Origin of the sequence: Streptomyces sp. NPDC051315, assembly GCF_044455165.1 — a bacterium.
Lineage (GTDB): Bacteria > Actinomycetota > Actinomycetes > Streptomycetales > Streptomycetaceae > Streptomyces.
The window spans coordinates 77,700-95,069 of the sequence record NZ_JBITEN010000002.1; the positions used below are offsets into that span (position 1 = coordinate 77,700).

16 protein-coding genes are annotated in these 17,370 nt (G+C 72.0%); 7 read left to right on the forward strand and 9 right to left on the reverse strand.

All coding sequences use genetic code 11. The annotated features are described in order from the left end of the window. Positions 1-88: 88 nt before the first annotated feature. From ACIBBD_RS03670 to ACIBBD_RS03685, 4 genes are all read right to left on the reverse strand, one after another. Complete coding sequence (locus ACIBBD_RS03670; RefSeq protein WP_399417640.1) at positions 89-418, reverse strand: hypothetical protein; 330 nt, start codon at positions 416-418, stop codon at positions 89-91. A gap of 210 nt (positions 419-628) precedes the next feature. Continuing rightward, complete coding sequence (locus ACIBBD_RS03675; protein ID WP_399417641.1) at positions 629-1,381, reverse strand: hypothetical protein; 753 nt, start codon at positions 1,379-1,381, stop codon at positions 629-631. A gap of 490 nt (positions 1,382-1,871) precedes the next feature. Then, positions 1,872-2,297 carry an SseB family protein gene (locus tag ACIBBD_RS03680; RefSeq protein WP_399417642.1) on the reverse strand — a complete coding sequence of 142 codons (426 nt, stop codon included), beginning with the start codon at positions 2,295-2,297 and terminating at the stop codon, positions 1,872-1,874. Positions 2,298-2,482: 185 nt separating this feature from the next. Next, entirely contained in the window at positions 2,483-3,916 is a 1,434-nt protein-coding gene (locus ACIBBD_RS03685; RefSeq protein ID WP_399417643.1) for a DHA2 family efflux MFS transporter permease subunit, read from the reverse strand. A 118-nt stretch (positions 3,917-4,034) separates the two neighbouring features. Here ACIBBD_RS03685 and ACIBBD_RS03690 point away from each other — a divergent pair, with 118 nt between their 5' ends. Beyond that, complete coding sequence (locus ACIBBD_RS03690) at positions 4,035-4,682, forward strand: TetR/AcrR family transcriptional regulator (protein ID WP_399417644.1); 648 nt, start codon at positions 4,035-4,037, stop codon at positions 4,680-4,682. Between the two features lie 330 nt (positions 4,683-5,012). On the opposite strand, the gene ACIBBD_RS03695 is transcribed toward ACIBBD_RS03690, so the two are convergent. Both ACIBBD_RS03695 and ACIBBD_RS03700 read right to left on the reverse strand, forming a co-directional pair. Continuing rightward, entirely contained in the window at positions 5,013-5,399 is a 387-nt protein-coding gene (locus tag ACIBBD_RS03695) for a VOC family protein (protein WP_399417645.1), read from the reverse strand. Beyond that, positions 5,396-5,689 carry an ArsR/SmtB family transcription factor gene (locus ACIBBD_RS03700; protein ID WP_399417646.1) on the reverse strand — a complete coding sequence of 98 codons (294 nt, stop codon included), beginning with the start codon at positions 5,687-5,689 and terminating at the stop codon, positions 5,396-5,398. The genes ACIBBD_RS03695 and ACIBBD_RS03700 overlap by 4 nt, the downstream gene beginning before the upstream one ends. Before the next feature lie 196 nt (positions 5,690-5,885). Between ACIBBD_RS03700 and ACIBBD_RS03705 the strand changes: the two genes are divergently transcribed. Together ACIBBD_RS03705 and ACIBBD_RS03710 are read left to right on the forward strand one after the other, a co-directional pair. Next, positions 5,886-6,182 (forward strand): heavy-metal-associated domain-containing protein, encoded by a 297-nt coding sequence (locus ACIBBD_RS03705; protein WP_399417648.1) that lies wholly within the window; start codon positions 5,886-5,888, stop codon positions 6,180-6,182. 117 nt (positions 6,183-6,299) lie between these two features. Continuing rightward, positions 6,300-8,576 (forward strand): heavy metal translocating P-type ATPase, encoded by a 2,277-nt coding sequence (locus ACIBBD_RS03710; protein ID WP_399417649.1) that lies wholly within the window; start codon positions 6,300-6,302, stop codon positions 8,574-8,576. 165 nt (positions 8,577-8,741) lie between these two features. On the opposite strand, the gene ACIBBD_RS03715 is transcribed toward ACIBBD_RS03710, so the two are convergent. After that, positions 8,742-9,719, reverse strand: a complete 978-nt coding sequence (locus ACIBBD_RS03715; RefSeq protein ID WP_399417650.1) for an SDR family oxidoreductase — start codon at positions 9,717-9,719, stop codon at positions 8,742-8,744. A 195-nt stretch (positions 9,720-9,914) separates the two neighbouring features. Further along, positions 9,915-11,432, reverse strand: coding sequence for a glycoside hydrolase family 43 protein (locus tag ACIBBD_RS03720; protein WP_399417651.1), 1,518 nt, complete (start codon positions 11,430-11,432; stop codon positions 9,915-9,917). Positions 11,433-12,056: 624 nt separating this feature from the next. Between ACIBBD_RS03720 and ACIBBD_RS03725 the strand changes: the two genes are divergently transcribed. Genes ACIBBD_RS03725 through ACIBBD_RS03740 form a run of 4 tightly spaced genes read left to right on the forward strand, consistent with a single transcriptional unit; the run spans position 12,057 to position 15,778 of the window. Beyond that, positions 12,057-12,965: an ABC transporter permease gene (locus ACIBBD_RS03725; RefSeq protein ID WP_399417652.1), complete on the forward strand. Its 909-nt coding sequence runs from the start codon at positions 12,057-12,059 to the stop codon at positions 12,963-12,965. A 45-nt stretch (positions 12,966-13,010) separates the two neighbouring features. Continuing rightward, on the forward strand, positions 13,011-14,066 hold the full coding sequence (locus tag ACIBBD_RS03730; protein ID WP_399417653.1) for an ABC transporter substrate-binding protein: 1,056 nt from the start codon (positions 13,011-13,013) through the stop codon (positions 14,064-14,066). After that, positions 14,053-14,865, forward strand: coding sequence for an ABC transporter ATP-binding protein (locus ACIBBD_RS03735; RefSeq protein ID WP_399417654.1), 813 nt, complete (start codon positions 14,053-14,055; stop codon positions 14,863-14,865). The genes ACIBBD_RS03730 and ACIBBD_RS03735 overlap by 14 nt, the downstream gene beginning before the upstream one ends. Before the next feature lie 34 nt (positions 14,866-14,899). Continuing rightward, positions 14,900-15,778: a TauD/TfdA dioxygenase family protein gene (locus ACIBBD_RS03740; RefSeq protein ID WP_399417655.1), complete on the forward strand. Its 879-nt coding sequence runs from the start codon at positions 14,900-14,902 to the stop codon at positions 15,776-15,778. A 212-nt stretch (positions 15,779-15,990) separates the two neighbouring features. Here ACIBBD_RS03740 and ACIBBD_RS03745 read toward each other — a convergent pair whose 3' ends face one another. Then, a complete protein-coding gene (locus ACIBBD_RS03745) occupies positions 15,991-17,280 on the reverse strand; it encodes a sulfite oxidase (protein ID WP_399417656.1) in 1,290 nt (429 codons plus the stop codon). Positions 17,281-17,370 lie beyond the last annotated feature (90 nt).

Below are 17,370 nucleotides of genomic sequence, written 5' to 3' on the forward strand. Positions count from 1 at the left end.
CGGGCGGCCGGCGGAACGGCCCGGCGAGCCGCCCTTGAGCGCAGCCGGTCCCGGCGGGCCGCAACGTCGCCTCCGGACCTTCCGAGGCCTATTCCAGTTCCGCCGCGCGCCTGTTGAGGTCCTCGGCGAAGGTGTCCCAGTCAGGGCCGAAGGACAGCAGATCCGCGGCCGCCTCGCGCAGCAGCCGCGGGTCGTCGGGACGCTGCAGGCAGGCCAGACGGTAGGCCAGGTTCCGGGCCCAGGGCGGCAGGGCCATCCAGTCCTCGGCGAGGACGTCCCGGAGCATGGCGAGGATCTCGTCGGCCGTGGCGAAGGTGAGCTCCTCGACGAAGTCACGGGCCGCTTCGTCGACCCGTCGGCTGTCGGCACCGTCGATCGCCTGGCCGAGTCTCCTGGCCGCGGGGGTCGGGTCGGGCATCTCCGCTTCTCCTGACGCGTATCTTCCGGCGCCCCTGAGCGCCTGGTTGGTCATGGACGGTACGGGCGCCCAGGCTTCCAGTCGGTCCCGGTACCCCCTGTGCAGCCGATGCGGTACCGGGACCGGGCGGACAGCGGCCACGGCCTCCTCGCCGACGATCCCACGTCCTGCCTGCGGACAATCGCCGGCAACACCACCACGGCTCCGAGGTCACCGGTTGCCGTAGTCCTCCACCAGGTTGCCGATGAGCGAGAGCAGGGCGTCGGCGCGGTGCCGGTCCTCGCGCTGGGCGCACAGGGTCCGATGGACCTCCCGGAGCCGGGCCAGGGCAGCCGGCTCGCGGTCCTGCACCTCTTCGAGCAGCGGATCAGTGATCAGGTCCAGGCAGGAACTGAGCAGCCTGCGGGTGGCCGGGGACGGCGGGGCGGGGTCGGGAGCTGCGTAGGCGGTCGTCAGGTAGCGCGCGGGATCGGTGAGGCTCCAGCCGACGACGGTGCCGGCCTGGACCAGGAGCGCCACGTCCGGGGCGATGCCGATGCGGGCCTCCAGCGGTTCGTCGAGGACCTGGAGGTCGCGCAGGCCGGTCAGTACGGCGTCCCCGGGCGCACGGCACAGCACCGAGGTCATCTCGAGGCGGCAGTTCCGCTCCTCGTCCGCGCGCAGCCCGCCCGGAACGGCGGTGGGCGCGGAGGGGAGGCGGGCGCAGTCCTCGGCGGAGGCGCGCTCGTGGGGCAGCTGGAACTCGGCGCCGACCAGCTCCCGGCTCATCCGGTCGAAACCGAGCGTGTCCGGGGTGTCCCACAGCCACTCCTGGCTGCCGAAGGTGTCCGCGAGGAACCGCTCACGTTCCTTCACGTCCGCGTAAGGCGCGACGGCGACGACGGCGTTCGCGAAGCGAGGAATGGAGGGCAGAGGATCGTCCGTCACCGTCGCACGCCAGTCGTCGTGGAGGGTCAGTCTCATGGTCAGTGCTGCCTCATGTGAGGTGTACGGCGGGGGCATGCATCCGTCCTTGCCCGGAAGTCTTCCCTCCGCGATGTCTTCGTGGGTGATCGGCGCACCGGGCCGGCTGGCTTGCCGCCCCCGTGCCGTCGCTCCGGATTCGCCCTTGATACCCGACGGCCCGTACGCCGTGATGGCCTGACCGGCTTCGGAGCCGGGCCCAGGAGCCACGATGACGTTCTCCCCCTGCCGGAACATGAACGGTCCGGCCGAGCCCGTCGATCGGCACACCTCCTCCAACCCGCAGGTCGGAAGCCCTTGCTGCAGAAGCTTTAAGGACAATCAGGCACTCCACATGCGAGGTCATCGGCAAGATGTCGACCGACGCTGTCCCTCGACCGGTTGCCGACCCACTCGACGCCGTCCTCGACCGAGCCCTCGACCGCGTCCTCGACCGAGCCCTGGACCGAGTCGGGCGTGATGTCACTGATGAAGTCGCCGCCGCCCGCCGTCAGTTCCGCTCACGACCACGCTCCTCTCCCACCCGGCCGGCGTCCACGGCGACCGCGTCCGGAACGACGCCGACGACCGGCGGGAAGAACATCGACCCGTCCTCGGTGGCGATGTCGACGGCGAGACCGGCGGGCTCGCCCAGGGTGGGCACGATCTCGTCGACGATGCGCGCGCCCAGCAGCGCCGCGTACTCCATGGCCCGGTCACCGCCCCCGTGGTGCAGGGCGAACCGGGCCAGTGCGGCCTCGTCGGTGAAGCCGCAGATCCACCGCACCCCGCCCGAACGCACCGACCACAGACCGCCGTCGGCCACCGGCACCAGAAGGACGGAGCGTCGCATCTCACCGACGAGAGCGCGGGGGTCGTCATCTCCCCTTCTCCGCTCGGCGATGCGCTCGGCGAGCGTCGCCTTCGGCTGCTGCACGGTTCCTCCCTGGTCGTGGCTGACTCATGGCACCGTAGAGCATGACGCGCGCGAGGGAGCAGGCGGTTCTCGTGAGGGCTCGCCCGGTCCGGGAAGGAGAAGGCGGGTCCGGCCGGCGCACCGAGGTGGCGAATGCCGGGGCAGTGCGGCAGGCCCCGCCTCACGGCGGGAACGTCTCAGCCACCTCAGTGCACGTGCGGTCCGCCGGTCATCCGCGGCTTGCCGCGCGGTACGAGCGCCAGGGCCACCACGGCACCGACGGCGGCCGCCACCGCACAGATCGTGAAGGCGTCGGTGAAGCCGCCGACCGTACCGCGCTCGATGCCGGAAGCGGCGACGGTGGAGACGACGGCGACGCCGATCGAACCGCCCACCTCGTGGAAGGTGTTGACGACACCGGACGCCAGCCCCGCCTCCCGGTGTTCGACCATGGCGAGCGCCGTGGTGGTGGCGGTGACGAAGACCGCGCCGATGCCGAGCGAGGCGATCACGAAGCCCGGCAGCAGACTCCCGTACACACTCGCGGTGTCCGACAGCCGGGTCAGTGGCACGGTTCCGGCGGCGGCGACCACCATCCCCGCGACGGCCGCCGTACGACTGCCGATCACGCCGACGAGCCGGGAGCCGAGGTGGGCACCGAGGCCGGTGGCGACAGCGACGGGCAGGAACACCAGTCCGGTCTTGAGCGGGCCGAACCCACGGACGTGCTGGAGGTAGACCGAGCCGAGGAAGAAGTAGGCGATCAGCAGAGCGGTCGCCGTCAGCATCAGGAACGCCCCCGCGAGAACCGGCCGCCGGGTGAACATGCGCAGGTCCATCAGCGGGGCCCGGCCGGTCCGTTCGACGACGGCGAAGAGGGCGTACGCCACCGCCGCGCCGGCCAGGGGCAGGAGGGTGGCGGGATCCGCCCATCCGGTGTCGCCCGCCTTCACCAGTCCGTAGATGAGCGCGCCGGTCCCCGCCGTCACCAGGAGCGCACCGGGAACGTCGAGCCGGGCGGGCCGCGGGGCACGAGCCGCCACGAACGCGGGGATGGCGGCGAGGACGGCGAGGCCGACGGGCACGTTGACGTAGAAGACCCACTGCCAGCCGGGTCCGTCGGTGAGCGCGCCGCCGAGCAGGACGCCGGCGGCGGCGCCGGACCCGCCGATCGCCGCCCACACGCCCAGGGCCTTGGTGCGTTCCCCGCCGTGGAAGGTGGTGGTGACGAGGGACAGAGCCGAAGGGGAGAGCAGAGCCGCGCCGACGCCCTGGGCGATGCGTCCGCCGAGCAGGACGGGGGCGTTTCCGGCGAGGCCGGTGACGAGTGAGGCGGCGGTGAAGAGGGCCAGTCCGGCGAGCAGGGCGCGCCGAGCGCCGAGGGCGTCCGCGAGCCGGCCACCGAGGAGCATCAGTCCGCCGAAGCAGAGGGTGTAGGAGGTGACGACCCAGGTCAGCGCGGTGCGGCCGAGGGCCAGGTCGGCAGCCATGTCGGGCAGGGCCACGTTCACCACGGTGACGTCCAGGATCAGCATGAACTGGGCCGTGCAGACCAGCGCCAGGGCGGCCCAGCGGCGTGGGTGGGGAGCCGGGTGGGTGTGCTCCGGAGCGCGCGACGCACCGGCTGTGGAGTGGGTCATGACGGGTCCTTGAGGCGAGATGAGGCGGCGAGACTTCCCGAACCGAAGCGAACTGAACTGTACTGTCTGGTTCAGATGAACTCAACTGTTCAGTTCAGCTGCCTGTTAGGCTCTGCCTGTGAGCGTGGAAGGTGTGAAACAGCCCCCGAGCGGTCCCCGTGCCGAGCTCAAGCGGCAGGCCATCGTCCGGGCGGCCCGCGAGCTGTTCCTCCGGGAGGGGTTCGGCGTCGGGATGGACGCCATCGCCGCGGAGGCCGGAGTGTCCAAGGTGACCGTCTACAACCACTTCGGCAGCAAGGAAGCCCTCTTCACCGCCGTCATCACGGGCGCCCTGGACGAGCCTCTCGCCGGGGACGCGTCCGCAGCGCTCGAACACCTGGCGGAGGCGGAGGACCTGCGGGAAGCCCTCCTCGAGGCGGCCCGCAGCTGGGTGCGCTCGGTCCGCACCAACGACGACGTCGTCGCCCTGCGCAACCTCGTGGCCGCCGAGGCACACCGATTCCCCGAGCTGGGCCGGGCCTGGCGGCACCACGGACCCGAGGGGCACCACCCCGCCGTGGCCGCCGCGCTGCGCACCCTCACCGACCAGGGCCGACTGGTCATCCCCGACCTGGAGACGGCCATCATCCAGCTCTACGCGCTGCTGGTCTTCCCCCACATGGTCTTCGGCTCCTACGCCACCCACATCGACGACGACCTCACCGACCGCCTCATCACCAGCGGCGTCGACATGTTCCTGGGCCACTACGGCCCACAGCCGGCGTGACATCCGGCCGCAACGCGCGCGGGTTCGCGGTTCTGGGCCGCGACCCGGCCGGCCGCGGGGTCGGCAGGACGAGGAGGGCGAAGGAGCGAGGGCGGTGAGCGTCAGTGACGGTGAGCGTCACCTCCTGCCCGTCAGCGCCCGCCCGTCGCCCCTGACGGAAGCGGGGCGAGCACCGAACAGTGCTCGCCCCTGAAGGAGTGGACGACGGCCGTACGCCGACCGGCCGGCCATCGGGGTGGGCCGCTTCGGTCCGTCCTGCCCGCTGGTCCTGGCCCTGCCGTACGGGAGCCTGCGGACGGCCGGTGCCGTGCGGCCGTCCGGGCCGGTGCCTTACTTGCTGTGCGCGATCTGGATCAAGTTGCCGCAGGTGTCGTCCAGAACCGCGGTGGTGACCGGGCCCATCTCCAGCGGCTCCTGGGTGAAGTGCACGCCCAGCCCGCGCAGCCGGTCGAACTCCGCCTGTACGTCGTCCACGGCGAAGGAGGCGGCCGGGATGCCGTCCTGGACCAGCGCCGTCTTGTACGGCAGCACCGCGGGATGGCCGGACGGCTCGAGCAGCAGTTCGGTCCCGTCGGGATCCTCCGGCGAGACCACGGTCAGCCACCGGTCCGCGCCCATCGGGATGTCGTGCTTCTTCACGAAGCCCAGCACGTCGGTGTAGAAGCGCAGGGCCTTCTCCTGGTCGTCGACGAAGACGTTGGTGAGGTGGATCTTCATGGGGCGCCCTCCGGCGCATCGGGCTTGAGCCACCGGGTGACGATGCGCTCAAGCGGTTCTGTGGTGAGGTCGTGGAACTTGTAGCGGCCCTGGCGCCGGGTCCGGACCAGGCCCGCGGCCTCCAGCACGGCGAGGTGCTGGCTGATCGCCTGGCGGGACGAGCCCAGACCGTGCTTGGTCGTGAGCCGCGCGCAGATCTCGAAGAGGGTCTGACCGTTCCGCTCCGTCAGCTCGTCGAGGATCTTTCTGCGGGTCGGGTCGGCCAGGGCCTTGAAGACGTCGTCCGGCACAGCCCCACCATAGGCAAGTAGACACTTGCCTATCAAGTCCGGGCACGCCCCTGTCAGCCGTTCGGCCCACCCGGCACATCCGCGACAGCACCACCTGACGGAATACCCCCCGGGGGTATATGGTTGGTGTGGTCGGGAGGGCGGAAGTCCTCTCCGACGGCAGACCCACGCATGTGAACATCCCGAGGGAGCACCCATGACCACCCAGACCAACGCCGGATCCTGCTGCTCCTCCGACGGCTCCTGCGGCTCGGGCACCCCGGCCGCCGTCCAGGGCGTCGGCGTCACCACCGTCTACAAGGTCTCCGGCATGACCTGCGGCCACTGCGAAGGCGCGGTCTCGCAGGAGATTTCCGCCCTGGACGGTGTCACCGACGTCAAGGCCGTCGCCAGGACCGGCGAAGTCACCGTCACCTCCGCCGCCCCGCTCGACGAGGAGGCCGTCCGCGCCGCCGTCGACGAGGCCGGCTACGAACTCGTCGGCCGGGCCTGAACAACCCGGCCCGGGGCATGCGCCCCGGGTCGAGCACCGCGCATTCCCTCCCGCGCCGGGACGCGGCGCCCCGCTGATACGGACGCCCTGCGTCCCGGCCTCCCCCAGGAGACACGCATGACCAGTACGGCTCCCGAGAGGACGACCTCCGGGACGGATCCCGCGCCCGCCTCCCAGGTGGAGCTCTCCATCGGCGGCATGACGTGCGCCTCGTGCGCCGCCCGCATCGAGAAGAAGCTCAACCGGATGGACGGCGTCACGGCGACCGTCAACTTCGCCACCGAGAAGGCGAAGATCTCGTACCCGGACGGCACAGAAGTCGCCGACCTCATCGCCACCGTCGAGAAGACCGGCTACACCGCCGAGGAGCCGCCGCCACCGGCCGCCCGGGAGAAGACCGCCGCCGAGACCCCGGCGGCCGTGGACCACGAGCTGCTCACCCTGCGGCAGCGGCTGCTCGTGTCGGTGGCCCTGTCCGTACCCACCGTCCTGATGGCCATGGTCCCGGCCCTGCAGTTCGACAACTGGCAGTGGCTGTCGCTGACGCTGGCGGCTCCGGTCGTCGTCTGGGGCGCCCTCCCCTTCCACAGGGCCGCCGTGACCAACGCGCGCCACGGTGCCGCGACCATGGACACGCTGGTGTCCCTCGGCACCCTCGCCGCGCTCGGCTGGTCGCTGTGGGCGCTGTTCTTCGGGCACGCCGGTATGCCTGGCATGCGGCACGGCTTCGAGTTCACCGTCTCCCGCACGGACGGCTCCTCCGCCGTCTACCTGGAGGCCGCGGCCGGCGTGACCGCGTTCATCCTCGCCGGGCGGTACCTGGAGGCGAGGTCCAAGCGCAAGGCGGGCGCGGCACTGCGGGCGCTGCTGGAACTGGGCGCGAGGGACGTCTCCGTGCTGCGCGACGGCAAGGAGGTCCGCATCCCCGTCGGCGAGTTGGCCGTGGGCGACCGGTTCGTCGTACGGCCCGGGGAGAAGATCGCCACCGACGGCACCGTGGTCGAGGGCACGAGCGCGGTGGACGCCTCCATGCTGACCGGCGAGTCCGTGCCGGTCGACGTGACCGTCGCGGACGCCGTCACCGGCGCCACGGTCAACGCCGGCGGCCGGCTCGTCGTCGAGGCCACCCGGGTCGGCGCCGACACGCAGCTCGCCCGTATGGCGAAGCTCGTCGAGGACGCCCAGAACGGCAAGGCCCGGGTGCAGCGCCTCGCGGACCGGATCTCCGCCGTGTTCGTCCCCGTCGTGCTGATCATCGCCGTCGCCACCCTCGGCGGCTGGCTCGGCGCCACCGGAGACGCCACCGCGGCGTTCACCGCCGCTGTCGCCGTCCTGATCATCGCCTGCCCCTGCGCGCTGGGCCTCGCCACCCCGACCGCGCTGATGGTCGGCACCGGCCGTGGGGCGCAGCTCGGCATCCTCATCAAGGGCCCCGAGGTCCTGGAGTCGACCCGCCGCGTCGACACCGTCGTCCTGGACAAGACCGGAACCGTCACCACGGGCCGGATGACCCTCCAGGACGTGTACGTCGCCGAGGGCGTCGACGAGGGGGAACTGCTGCGGCTGGCGGGCTCGCTGGAGCACGCCTCCGAGCACCCGATCGCCCGCGCCATCGCCGCCGGGGCGATCGAGCGGGTCGGCACTCTGCCCGTGCCGGAGAACTTCGAGAACGTCGCCGGGCTCGGCGTCCAGGGCGTCGTCGACGGCCACGCCGTCCTCGTCGGACGCGAGAAGCTCCTGGACGAGTGGGTCGTCGCACTGCCCCGGGAACTGGCCGAGGCCAAGGCCGCGGCGCAGGCCGAGGGACGGACGGCGGTCGCCGTCGCCTGGGACGGCGCGGCCCGAGGTGTCCTCACCGTGGCCGACGCCGTCAAGGACACCAGCGCCGAGGCCGTGGCCGAACTGCGCCGGCTGGGTCTGAGGCCCGTCCTGCTGACCGGCGACAACCGGCCCGTCGCCGAGGCCGTGGCACGGACGGTCGGGATCGACGAGGTCATCGCCGAGGTGCTGCCGCAGGACAAGGTGGATGTCGTCAGGCGACTGCGGGCCGAGGGCCGTACGGTCGCCATGGTCGGCGACGGCGTCAACGACGCGGCGGCCCTGGCCACCGCCGACCTGGGCCTGGCCATGGGCACCGGCACGGACGCCGCCATCGAGGCCGGGGACCTCACGCTCGTCCGCGGCGACCTGCGGGTGGCGGCCGACGCGATCCGCCTCTCCCGCAGGACGCTGTCCACCATCAAGGGCAACCTCTTCTGGGCCTTCGGCTACAACGTCGCCGCCCTGCCCCTGGCCGCGGCCGGCATGCTCAACCCGATGATCGCGGGCGCCGCGATGGCGTTCTCCTCGGTGTTCGTCGTGACGAACAGCCTGCGCCTGCGGTCCTTCACGTAGACGCGCCGCCAGCGGGTCGATCACCGGTGCCCTGCCGACACGGCGGGGCACCGGTCCTGTGCGCGGGGCATCCCCGGCAGCACCGCCCCAGGCGTGCGGGACGCCGGTACGGCGGCGTGGACCCGGCGTCGGCCGCGGCCGGACAGGGGTGCGTGTCCCGGCGGCTCAGTGCGTCCGGGCCCTGCGTGCGACACCCGCCACCGCGCCGGCCAGCAGCGTGACGGTGGTCAGCCGACGCATCGCGGTACGACGCCGTCCGCCCCACCCGCCGTGAGCGGCGCCCTCCCCGGGTGCCGGCACGTGCAGGTTGCCGTGACCGGCCGGAGCGGTTTCCTTGCGGGACAGATGCGTCCGGTCCACCTGCCGGGCCATCGTCCGCTCCGCCATGCCGGGCATGACCCTGGACTCGAACACCATGGAACGGCCCATCGGTCCCACCACGACCTCGCGCCGGGGGACGCGCACGAGGTCCACGATGGCGTGGGCCACCCGCTCGGGACTGTAGACCGGAGGCATGGCCAGGGGCTTGCGCCCCGTGTAGTTCGCGGCATGCTCGAACAGCGGCGTGTCGATCGTGGCGGGCAGCACCGTGCACACGTGGATGTGCTTCGCCTCGTCGAGCAGCAGTTCCTGGCGCAGGCTCGCGCTCAGCGCACGGACGGCGTACTTCGACATGCCGTACGCGTGGGTGTACGGCTGGCTGACGACGCCCACGATGGAGGAGACGTTCACCAGCGTGCCCCGGCCCTGCTCGCGCATCACCCGGAGGGCGGCGCGGGCGCCGTGCACGTAACCCATGACGTTGACGTCCAGCACCCGGCGGAAGTCGTCGAGGGGCACCGACTGGAACGGTCCGAAGACGGTCACGGCCGCGGCGTTCACCCAGACGTCGATGCGGCCGAAGCGCTCCTGCGCGCGCCGGGCCAGGTCGTCGACGGCTCCGACGTCCGTCACGTCCGTCGGCACGGCCAGGGCCACCGCGCCACGGTGCCGTTCGCACTCCTGCCGTACCGCCTCCAGCGCTTCCTCCCGCCGCGCGGCCAGGACCACGGCGCATCCTTTGCGGGCGAAGGCCAGGGCGGTGGCCCGCCCGATGCCACTGGACGCCCCGGTGATCACGACCACCGAATCACGCACTCGCATTGACGACCCTTCCGATGCACTTTGTCCGATATATCACTTAATCACCGGACAGGAGCCTTCGCTGGTCGGCGAGTGCGCTCGGGGGTCCTCGCCCACGTCGCCGAGGGCGACGGCCGGCAGGCGAACGCGTCGCACGCGCTGCGCCGGGTGCCGTCCGCGACCGTGTGTGCGGGCGAAGACCTCCCGGCGAGTGCCTCAGTCGTCGGTCGGTTCGTAGTCGAACCAGTCGAAGTGCACGGAGCCGCCCGAGGCGAACATGCCGATGACCCGGCCGGTGAAGCCGCCCGCGACCTCCGTGGACAGGTACTTGCCGTCGAGCGAGGCGAGTCGGACGAAGGTGCCGTCCGGTTCCTCCACGCCGATCGAGACGGTGTCGGGTCCGGTGCGGGCGTCGCGCACGTCCTGTACGGCCGCCACCTCGATGCGGAGCACCACGGGCCCCTCGGGTGTCGGCCGGGACGCCACGACCGAGTCCAGCGGGCCGACGCGGGCACGGACGCGCACCTCGCCGGACGCCGCCTCGATGGCGTAATGGTGCTGCTCGTCCAGGCGGACGGCGAGGCCACCGCGCCCCTGTGCCGGGTCGATCAGGGCGCGGACCCGGCAGGACAGATGCTGCTGCCTGCGGCCGACGAAGGTCACGTCGGTCTCGTCGAGCGATCCGCCCCGCGCCCGCAGGGTCAGCCAGCCCGGCCGTTCCTTGGTCGTGCAGTCCTCCGGGGGGCGGCGACGCGGCGAGACCCAGCGCGGACCCGGCTCGCCGAGGTCGAAGTCGTCGCGGTGCGACTCGGCCGCGCCCGGCTGGAGCGGCCAAGGGGGTGCGGCCATGACGGGCGACAGTTCGCCGACGACCGGCCATCCGTCGACCCAGTCGACCGGCACCAGGAACGTCTCCCGGCCGAGTACGTGCCAGCCGGGGGTGCCGCCGCGTGGCCGTACGCCGAGCAGCACCATCCACCACGAGCCGTCGGGCCCCTGCACCAGGTCCGCGTGTCCGGTGTTCTGGATGGGGTGGTCGGTGCCGCGGTGGGTCAGGACCGGGTTGTCCGGGCACGGCTCGAACGGGCCCTCGGGGGTGCGGCCGCGGGCGATCGAGACGCCGTGACACCGCTCGGTGCCGCCCTCGGCGATGAGCAGGTACCAGTAGTCGCCGATGTGGTAAAGGTGCGGCGCCTCGGGAGCCTTGGCACCAGGCGTGCCGGACCAGAGGCGCCTCGGCTCACCCAGCGTCTCTCCGGTGTACGGATCGATGCGGACCTGGCTGACTCCCGCGACGGTGCACCAGCAGGTGCCGTCGTCGTCCCAGGCCAGATCCGGGTCGATGCCGTGCACCCCGGGCAGCCGGATCGGGTCGGACCAGGGGCCGGCCGGATCGGTGGCGGTGAAGAGCAGATTGCCGTCGCCACTCACGTTCGTGACGATCAGCCAGAAGCGGCCGTCGTGGTGGCGCAGTGTGGGCGCGTAGATCCCACCCGAGGACGGTGCGTCAGGCGGCAGGCGCAGTTGACTCGGCCGGTCGAGCGCGTTGCCTATCTGCGTCCAGTGCACCAGGTCCCGGCTGTGGAAGACGGGCACGCCGGGGAAGTACTCGAAGCTGGAGCACGCGAGGTAGTAGTCCTCGCCCGCCCGGCAGACGCTCGGGTCGGGGTAGAAGCCCGGAATCACAGGATTGCTGACGGTACTGCCGGTCTCGGGAACGCTCGGCACCCTCATCGAGTCCTCTCACTGGGTTGACCACACTGCGCCGGAGACGTCGGCTGATCGTCCCTCTGCCCGTCAGCCGCGTGGTCCGCCGAGGTCGCCTTCCCGAGCGTCGAATCGCGCTCGCGCCCGGCGGGGCCTGGTGCGAAAGCCGGTTGAGCAGCGTCATGCGGGTGTGCACGGGCCATTCTGGCATCTCGCACCCGGCAGACCTGTGGCGTGGGACACATCGTCAGTCGATCTCTCCGCCGTGCACAGAGGGAGTTTCTCCGTCACCGCCGCGCCGAGGACCCGGGCGCCGCCCGCGGGCGGCCGTCCCGGTACGGCGAAGCCCTCGGCGTCGGCAGGGCGACCGTCCTCGTCCAGAGAGTGGGACGCCTCTTGTGGAGGGCAGCGGCTGCTGTAGAAATAGGCCCCATGACTCACGAGCCCCTGGTGCGACGCCTGGTCATCGACCTGTGCCGACGCCCGGCTGCGTGTTGTCGCTGATCCGGCGTTCCTGACGCTCCCCTCCCGCCGTCCGGTCGTGTCACCCGGCGGGCCCGGTCCCCCTTGCACCCCGTAACGCGGTGCCTTCTGCCCGTGGTTCAGCTCCGCTGACCCCGGCTGCGCTCATGTCCCGGTGTTCCGGCGCCCATGGAGGCTGCCCCCGTGTCCACGCCACCCCGTCTGTCAGACGCTGATCCCGTCCCCGTCCCCACTGGCCCTCCCCTGCCCGGCAAACCGCCCGTCCGGCGTCGCCGGCCCGCGCGGGGTGCGGGGGCGAGCCTGCGCCGGGCCGCGTTGCCGCTCGGTTCCCTTCTGCTGTTCCTCGCGGTGTGGCAACTGCTGGCGGCGAGCGCGACGTGGAGCGAGACACTGGTTCCCCCGCCGGGCAGGGTGTGGGACGCGTTCATCACCGTGTCCACGACGCACGACGGCGTACGGGGCTACAACGGCACCTACCTCATCGAGCACCTGGGCATCAGCCTGCGGCGCATCGCGATCGGCGCCGGTATCGGCATCGCCCTCGGCGTGGTCCTCGGTCTGGTCATGGGTACCGTCGGCCCGCTGCGCTCGCTGTTCGAACCCTGGATCACCTTCCTGCGGACGCTGCCGCCGCTGGCGTACTTCTCGTTGCTCATCATCTGGCTGGGCATCGACGAGGAGCCGAAGGTGACCCTGTTGGCCGTGGCCGCCTTCCCGCCGGTGGCGGTGTCCACCACGACGGCCGTCACGGCCGTACCGAAGAGCCTGGTCGAGGCGGCCCGGGCGCTCGGCGCGTCCCGGTGGGACACCGTCAAGGACGTCGTCGTGCCGTCCGCCCTGCCGGAGACCCTCACCGGCATCCGGCTGGCCGTGGGCGTGGCCTATTCCTCCCTCGTCGCCGCCGAGTTGGTCAACGGGCTGCCCGGTGTCGGCGGCATGGTCAAGGACGCCGCCAACTACAACAACACCCCCGTGGTGCTCGTCGGCATCATCGCCATCGGCATCTCCGGCCTGGTCATCGACGGTCTGCTGCTGCGGCTGGAACGCGCCGCCGTGCCCTGGCGCGGACGCGCCTGACTTCCCCTCTCCGCCGCACCTCCCCCGCACAGAAACGGTCCCACCATGTCTCGCACCACTCCTCAAGGCCCGTCCCGCCGTCTCCTGCTCGCCGGTGCCCTGGCCGCCGTCTCCGCCGCCGTCACGGGCTGCTCCTCGGACAGTGAGGCATCGACGTCCGGGGGCTCCAAGCGGCTCCGCATCGGCTACTTCGCCTTCCCCAGCGGCGATCTGATCGTGAAGAACGGAAGACTGCTGGAGAAGGCCCTGCCCGACTACACGATCACGTGGATCAAGTTCGACTCCGGCGCCAGTGTCAACCAGGCTTTCATCGGCAAGTCCCTCGACATCGCCGCCCTGGGGTCGAGCCCCTTCGCCCGTGGGGTGTCGGGAGCCTCGCCGATCCCGTACAAGGTCGCGTGGATCCTCGACGTCGCCGGGGAGAACGAGGCCCTCGTGGCCCGCGAGGGGACCGGCATAGCCGACGTCGCCGGGCTCGAGGGCAAGAAGATCGCCACCCCGTTCGCCTCCACCTCGCACTACAGTCTGCTGGCGGCGCTGGAGACGGCCGGTCTCGAACCGTCCGACGTCCAGCTCATCGACCTCCAGCCGCAACCCATCCTCGCCGCCTGGCAACGGGGTGACATCGACGCCGCCTACGTCTGGCTGCCGACCCTGGACGAGTTGCGGAAGACCGGCACCCAGCTCACCAGCAGCAAGGAGATCGGCGCGGCGGGCAAGCCGACCCTGGACCTGGCCGTGGTGTCGGACGACCTGATCGCCGAGGACCCGCGGGCGATCGACGCCTGGCGCAAGGCCGAGGCGGAGGCGCTGCGTCTGATCGCGTCCGACCCCGACGGCTCGGTGAAGGCCGTCGCGGCCGAACTCGGCATCAGCACCGCGGACGCCAGGGCTCAGCTCTCACAAGGGGTGTTCCTCACCCCGGAACAGGTGACCTCCGCCGACTGGCTGGGCACCGACGGCAGCCCGGGCAAGCTGCTGTCCTACGTCACCGACACCGGTCGGTTCCTGGCCGGCCAGAAGCAGATCGACTCCGCGCCGTCCGAGGACGTCGTCCGCGAGGCGTTCCATCTCCAGGGGCTGCCCGATGTCCTCAAGTGAGACCAGTGCCCAGGGAGTCGGCGTCTCGCCTGCCGGCGGTTCGGTACTCCTCGACCATGTCACCCACCGGTACGGGCGGGGCGACGAGGCCGTCACCGCCGTCGGGCCGGTCGACCTGACCGTCCGGGCAGGTGAGTTCCTCGTCCTGGCGGGCGCCTCCGGCTGCGGCAAGAGCACGCTGCTGCGGCTGATCGCCGGGTTCGAACGACCCACCCACGGCTCGGTGCTGGTCTCCGGCGCCGAGCCGAGGCCGGGTGAGGCGGCCGGTGTGGTGTTCCAGTCGCCTCGGCTGTTCCCGTGGCGGACCGTGCGGGGCAACATCGACCTGGCGCTGCGGTACGCGGGTGCCGACCGCGCCCGATGGCCCGAACGCCGGGCGGAGTTGCTGGCGCGGGTCGGTCTCGAGGGCACGGAGAAGCGGCGCGTCTGGGAGATCTCCGGTGGTCAGCAGCAGCGTGTCGCCATCGCCCGCGCCCTGGCCGCCGAGAACCCGCTCCTGCTGCTCGACGAACCGTTCGCGGCGCTGGACGCGCTGACCCGGGAACGGCTCCAGGAGGACGTGCGCCGGGTGACCGCCCAGACCGGACGGACCGCGGTCTTCGTGACCCACTCGGCGGACGAGGCGGTGTTCCTCGGCTCCCGCATCGTGGTGCTGACCAAGGGCCCGGGAACCGTGGCCCTCGACCTGCCCATCACCCTGCCGCGCGGTGACGTCGACGCCGAGGAACTGCGGGAGTCCCGCGCGTTCCACGAGCTGCGCGCGCAGGTCTCCCACGCCGTCAAGGCCGCCGCGGCCTGACCCCCGTACCGGGTGCCAAGGAAAGGACACACAGATGAGCATCCTCAGCGACCGACCCGCAGCGGCGACACGGCTGCCGGTCACCGAACTCGGCCCGCACTTCGGCGCCGAGATCCACGGCGTCGACCTCGGACGCCTCGACGACGACCAGGTCACCGCGATCCGGGAAGCGCTTGTCAGGTACAAGGTGCTCTTCGTGCGCGGGCAGCAGGGTCTCGACGACGCCGCGCAGATCGAGTTCGGCCGACGCCTGGGCGAGGTCACCGTCGGACACCCGGTCCACGACTCCGGTGACGTGGCCCCCGAGGTGTACGCCCTGGACAGTCAGGACAACGGGTTCTCCGACGTCTGGCACACCGACGTGACGTTCGTGCGGCGGCCGCCGGCGATCTCCGTTCTGCGGGCCGTGGTGCTGCCGCCCAACGGCGGCGACACGAACTGGGCCGACAGCCAGCTCGCCTACGAGTCGCTTTCTCCGGGCCTGCGGGCCCTGATCGACCCGCTCACCGCGGTGCACGACGGCAACCGCGCGTTCGGGTACTACCTGGCGCAGCGCCGGAAGGGCCGCGGAAACCTCTGGGAGGGCGAGGTGTTCACCGACCTGACGCCGGTGGAGCACCCGGTGGTGCGTGTGCACCCCGAGAGCGGCCGCAGGGGCCTGTTCGTGAACCCCGGCTTCACCTCGCACATCGTCGGTGTCTCGGAGTACGAGAGCCGGGGCATCCTCGACATCCTGTACGCCCACCTCACCAAGCCCGAACACGTCGTACGTCATCGCTGGCAGCCCGGTGACGTCGCCTTGTGGGACAACCGCAGCACGGCCCACTACGCCAACCGCGACTACGGCGACCGGCACCGCGTCATGCACCGCATCACGCTGCGTGGGGACACGCCCGTGGGACCCACGGGCTGAACCGTGCCGACCCGGTCGGCGGCGTTCACCGCCCTCGGCGTGGACGCCGTCGTCCAGGGATCGGGCAGCCGGGCCGCCGCGTGGAGCGCGTCGGGGCATCCCGGCCGCCGTCCGGCCCGGGACCCCGTGGCGTACCCCTCGCGCATCCGACCGGCGCCTGCGGCCGCCTCGGCCCCGACCGCCGCCGGCGCGGGCGCCCCTCGTGACCGCCGTCAGACGACGGTCACCGGATGCCGCACCACCGCGTCGAAGAGATAGCCCTGCGTGTTGGGCACGGCGACCTCCGGCTGGCTGCGGCCGACCGTGTCGGTGGCGCGGGCCAGGAGGTGCGTGAGGCCCGGTGTCTGCGGCTTCCAGGTGACGGACCAGCGGGTCCAGGTGTCGGCGCGGGGCCGGTCGTGCAGACGGGCCGGCCGCCAGCTCGCCCCGCCGTCGGTGCTGACGTCGACCCGCGCGATCCCTCCCGCGCCCGACCAGGACCGGCCGTGCAGCACATGGCCCTCCCCCACCGGGAACGTGCCGCCGCTCGGCAGCTCGAAGGCGCTCTTGACCGTCTGCCGGGTCAGCGGGGCGCTGCCCTCCTCCGGGTGGGCGGGGCCGAACAGCCGGTAGAAGGTCGTGTTCCAGGGTGAGAACAGCGGCTGCGCGGACACCTCGATGTCACCGACCCACTTGATCGACGCGATCCCCACCCACGAGGGCACCACCACCCGCACCGGATACCCGTGGTCGTGCGGCAGCGGCTCGCCGTTCATCTCGTAGGCGAGCAGCACATCGTCCAGTGCCTTGGCCGACGGCAGGGGCCGGCGCACCCGGCCGAGACTCTCACCGCCGCTGACGTACTCGGCGTCCAGGCCTCGCGGCTGGACGTCCACCGCGTACGGAGACAGCCCGGCCCTGCGCAGTACGTCGGCCAGGCGCACCCCGCGCCAGCGGGCGACACCCACCGCGCCCAGGGTCCACGGGGTGCCGGTGACCGTTTCGCCCTGCTGCCCCGTGTAGTGGCTGCGGCCGTTTCCGGCGCATTCGACGAACGCGGTCCGGGTGACCGCGGGCAGGGCGCGCAGGTCGTCGTACCCGAACTCCACGGGTCTGTCCTCGCCGGGCGCGCCCCGCAGTCCGCTGCCCCACAGCCGCAGCCGCCAGTCGGCGGCGTCCAGGACGGGCGTCACTGTGTGGTTGCGGACGAAGAACAGTTCATTGGGGGTGTGATGGCCCGTTCCGCGCAGCGCCTCCCAGCGGGTCTCGGCGTTGGTGCCGCGCTGGATGAACCACTCGGGCGGCAACGGTTTGACGATCGGCGAGCCGGCCGCTCGAGCCCGGCGCGGTGCGGGGAGCGCGGTCGTGGCCGCCGTGGCAGCGAGCAGGGTGAGCAGACGGCGTCGGCTGACCCCGTCCGCCCTGGCGTCCCCGGCGAGCCACTGGCGCAGCCTGCGGCGGTCGTAGGAGGTCTCGTCGAGGCGGCTCGCGGGACGGGGCGGGGGCACAGCGGATGCGGGCATGACGGGTCCTCGTCGTCAGTGTGGAGGCGGGACGTGGCAGGGAAGGGGGTACAGCGCGGGCAGGCGGGCGGGACGTCCACCGGTCGGGCT

Excerpts from the sequence above, each read along its gene's own strand:
- ACIBBD_RS03670 (WP_399417640.1), bottom strand. The coding sequence starts at position 418 with ATGCCCGACCCGACCCCCGCGGCCAGGAGACTCGGCCAGGCGATCGAC.
- ACIBBD_RS03675 (WP_399417641.1), bottom strand. The coding sequence starts at position 1,381 with ATGAGACTGACCCTCCACGACGACTGGCGTGCGACGGTGACGGACGAT.
- ACIBBD_RS03685 (WP_399417643.1), bottom strand. The coding sequence starts at position 3,916 with ATGACCCACTCCACAGCCGGTGCGTCGCGCGCTCCGGAGCACACCCAC.
- ACIBBD_RS03695 (WP_399417645.1), bottom strand. The coding sequence starts at position 5,399 with ATGAAGATCCACCTCACCAACGTCTTCGTCGACGACCAGGAGAAGGCC.
- ACIBBD_RS03705 (WP_399417648.1), top strand. The coding sequence starts at position 5,886 with ATGACCACCCAGACCAACGCCGGATCCTGCTGCTCCTCCGACGGCTCC.
- ACIBBD_RS03710 (WP_399417649.1), top strand. The coding sequence starts at position 6,300 with ATGACCAGTACGGCTCCCGAGAGGACGACCTCCGGGACGGATCCCGCG.
- ACIBBD_RS03715 (WP_399417650.1), bottom strand. The coding sequence starts at position 9,719 with ATGCGAGTGCGTGATTCGGTGGTCGTGATCACCGGGGCGTCCAGTGGC.
- ACIBBD_RS03720 (WP_399417651.1), bottom strand. The coding sequence starts at position 11,432 with ATGAGGGTGCCGAGCGTTCCCGAGACCGGCAGTACCGTCAGCAATCCT.
- ACIBBD_RS03725 (WP_399417652.1), top strand. The coding sequence starts at position 12,057 with ATGGAGGCTGCCCCCGTGTCCACGCCACCCCGTCTGTCAGACGCTGAT.
- ACIBBD_RS03730 (WP_399417653.1), top strand. The coding sequence starts at position 13,011 with ATGTCTCGCACCACTCCTCAAGGCCCGTCCCGCCGTCTCCTGCTCGCC.
- ACIBBD_RS03735 (WP_399417654.1), top strand. The coding sequence starts at position 14,053 with ATGTCCTCAAGTGAGACCAGTGCCCAGGGAGTCGGCGTCTCGCCTGCC.
- ACIBBD_RS03740 (WP_399417655.1), top strand. The coding sequence starts at position 14,900 with ATGAGCATCCTCAGCGACCGACCCGCAGCGGCGACACGGCTGCCGGTC.
- ACIBBD_RS03745 (WP_399417656.1), bottom strand. The coding sequence starts at position 17,280 with ATGCCCGCATCCGCTGTGCCCCCGCCCCGTCCCGCGAGCCGCCTCGAC.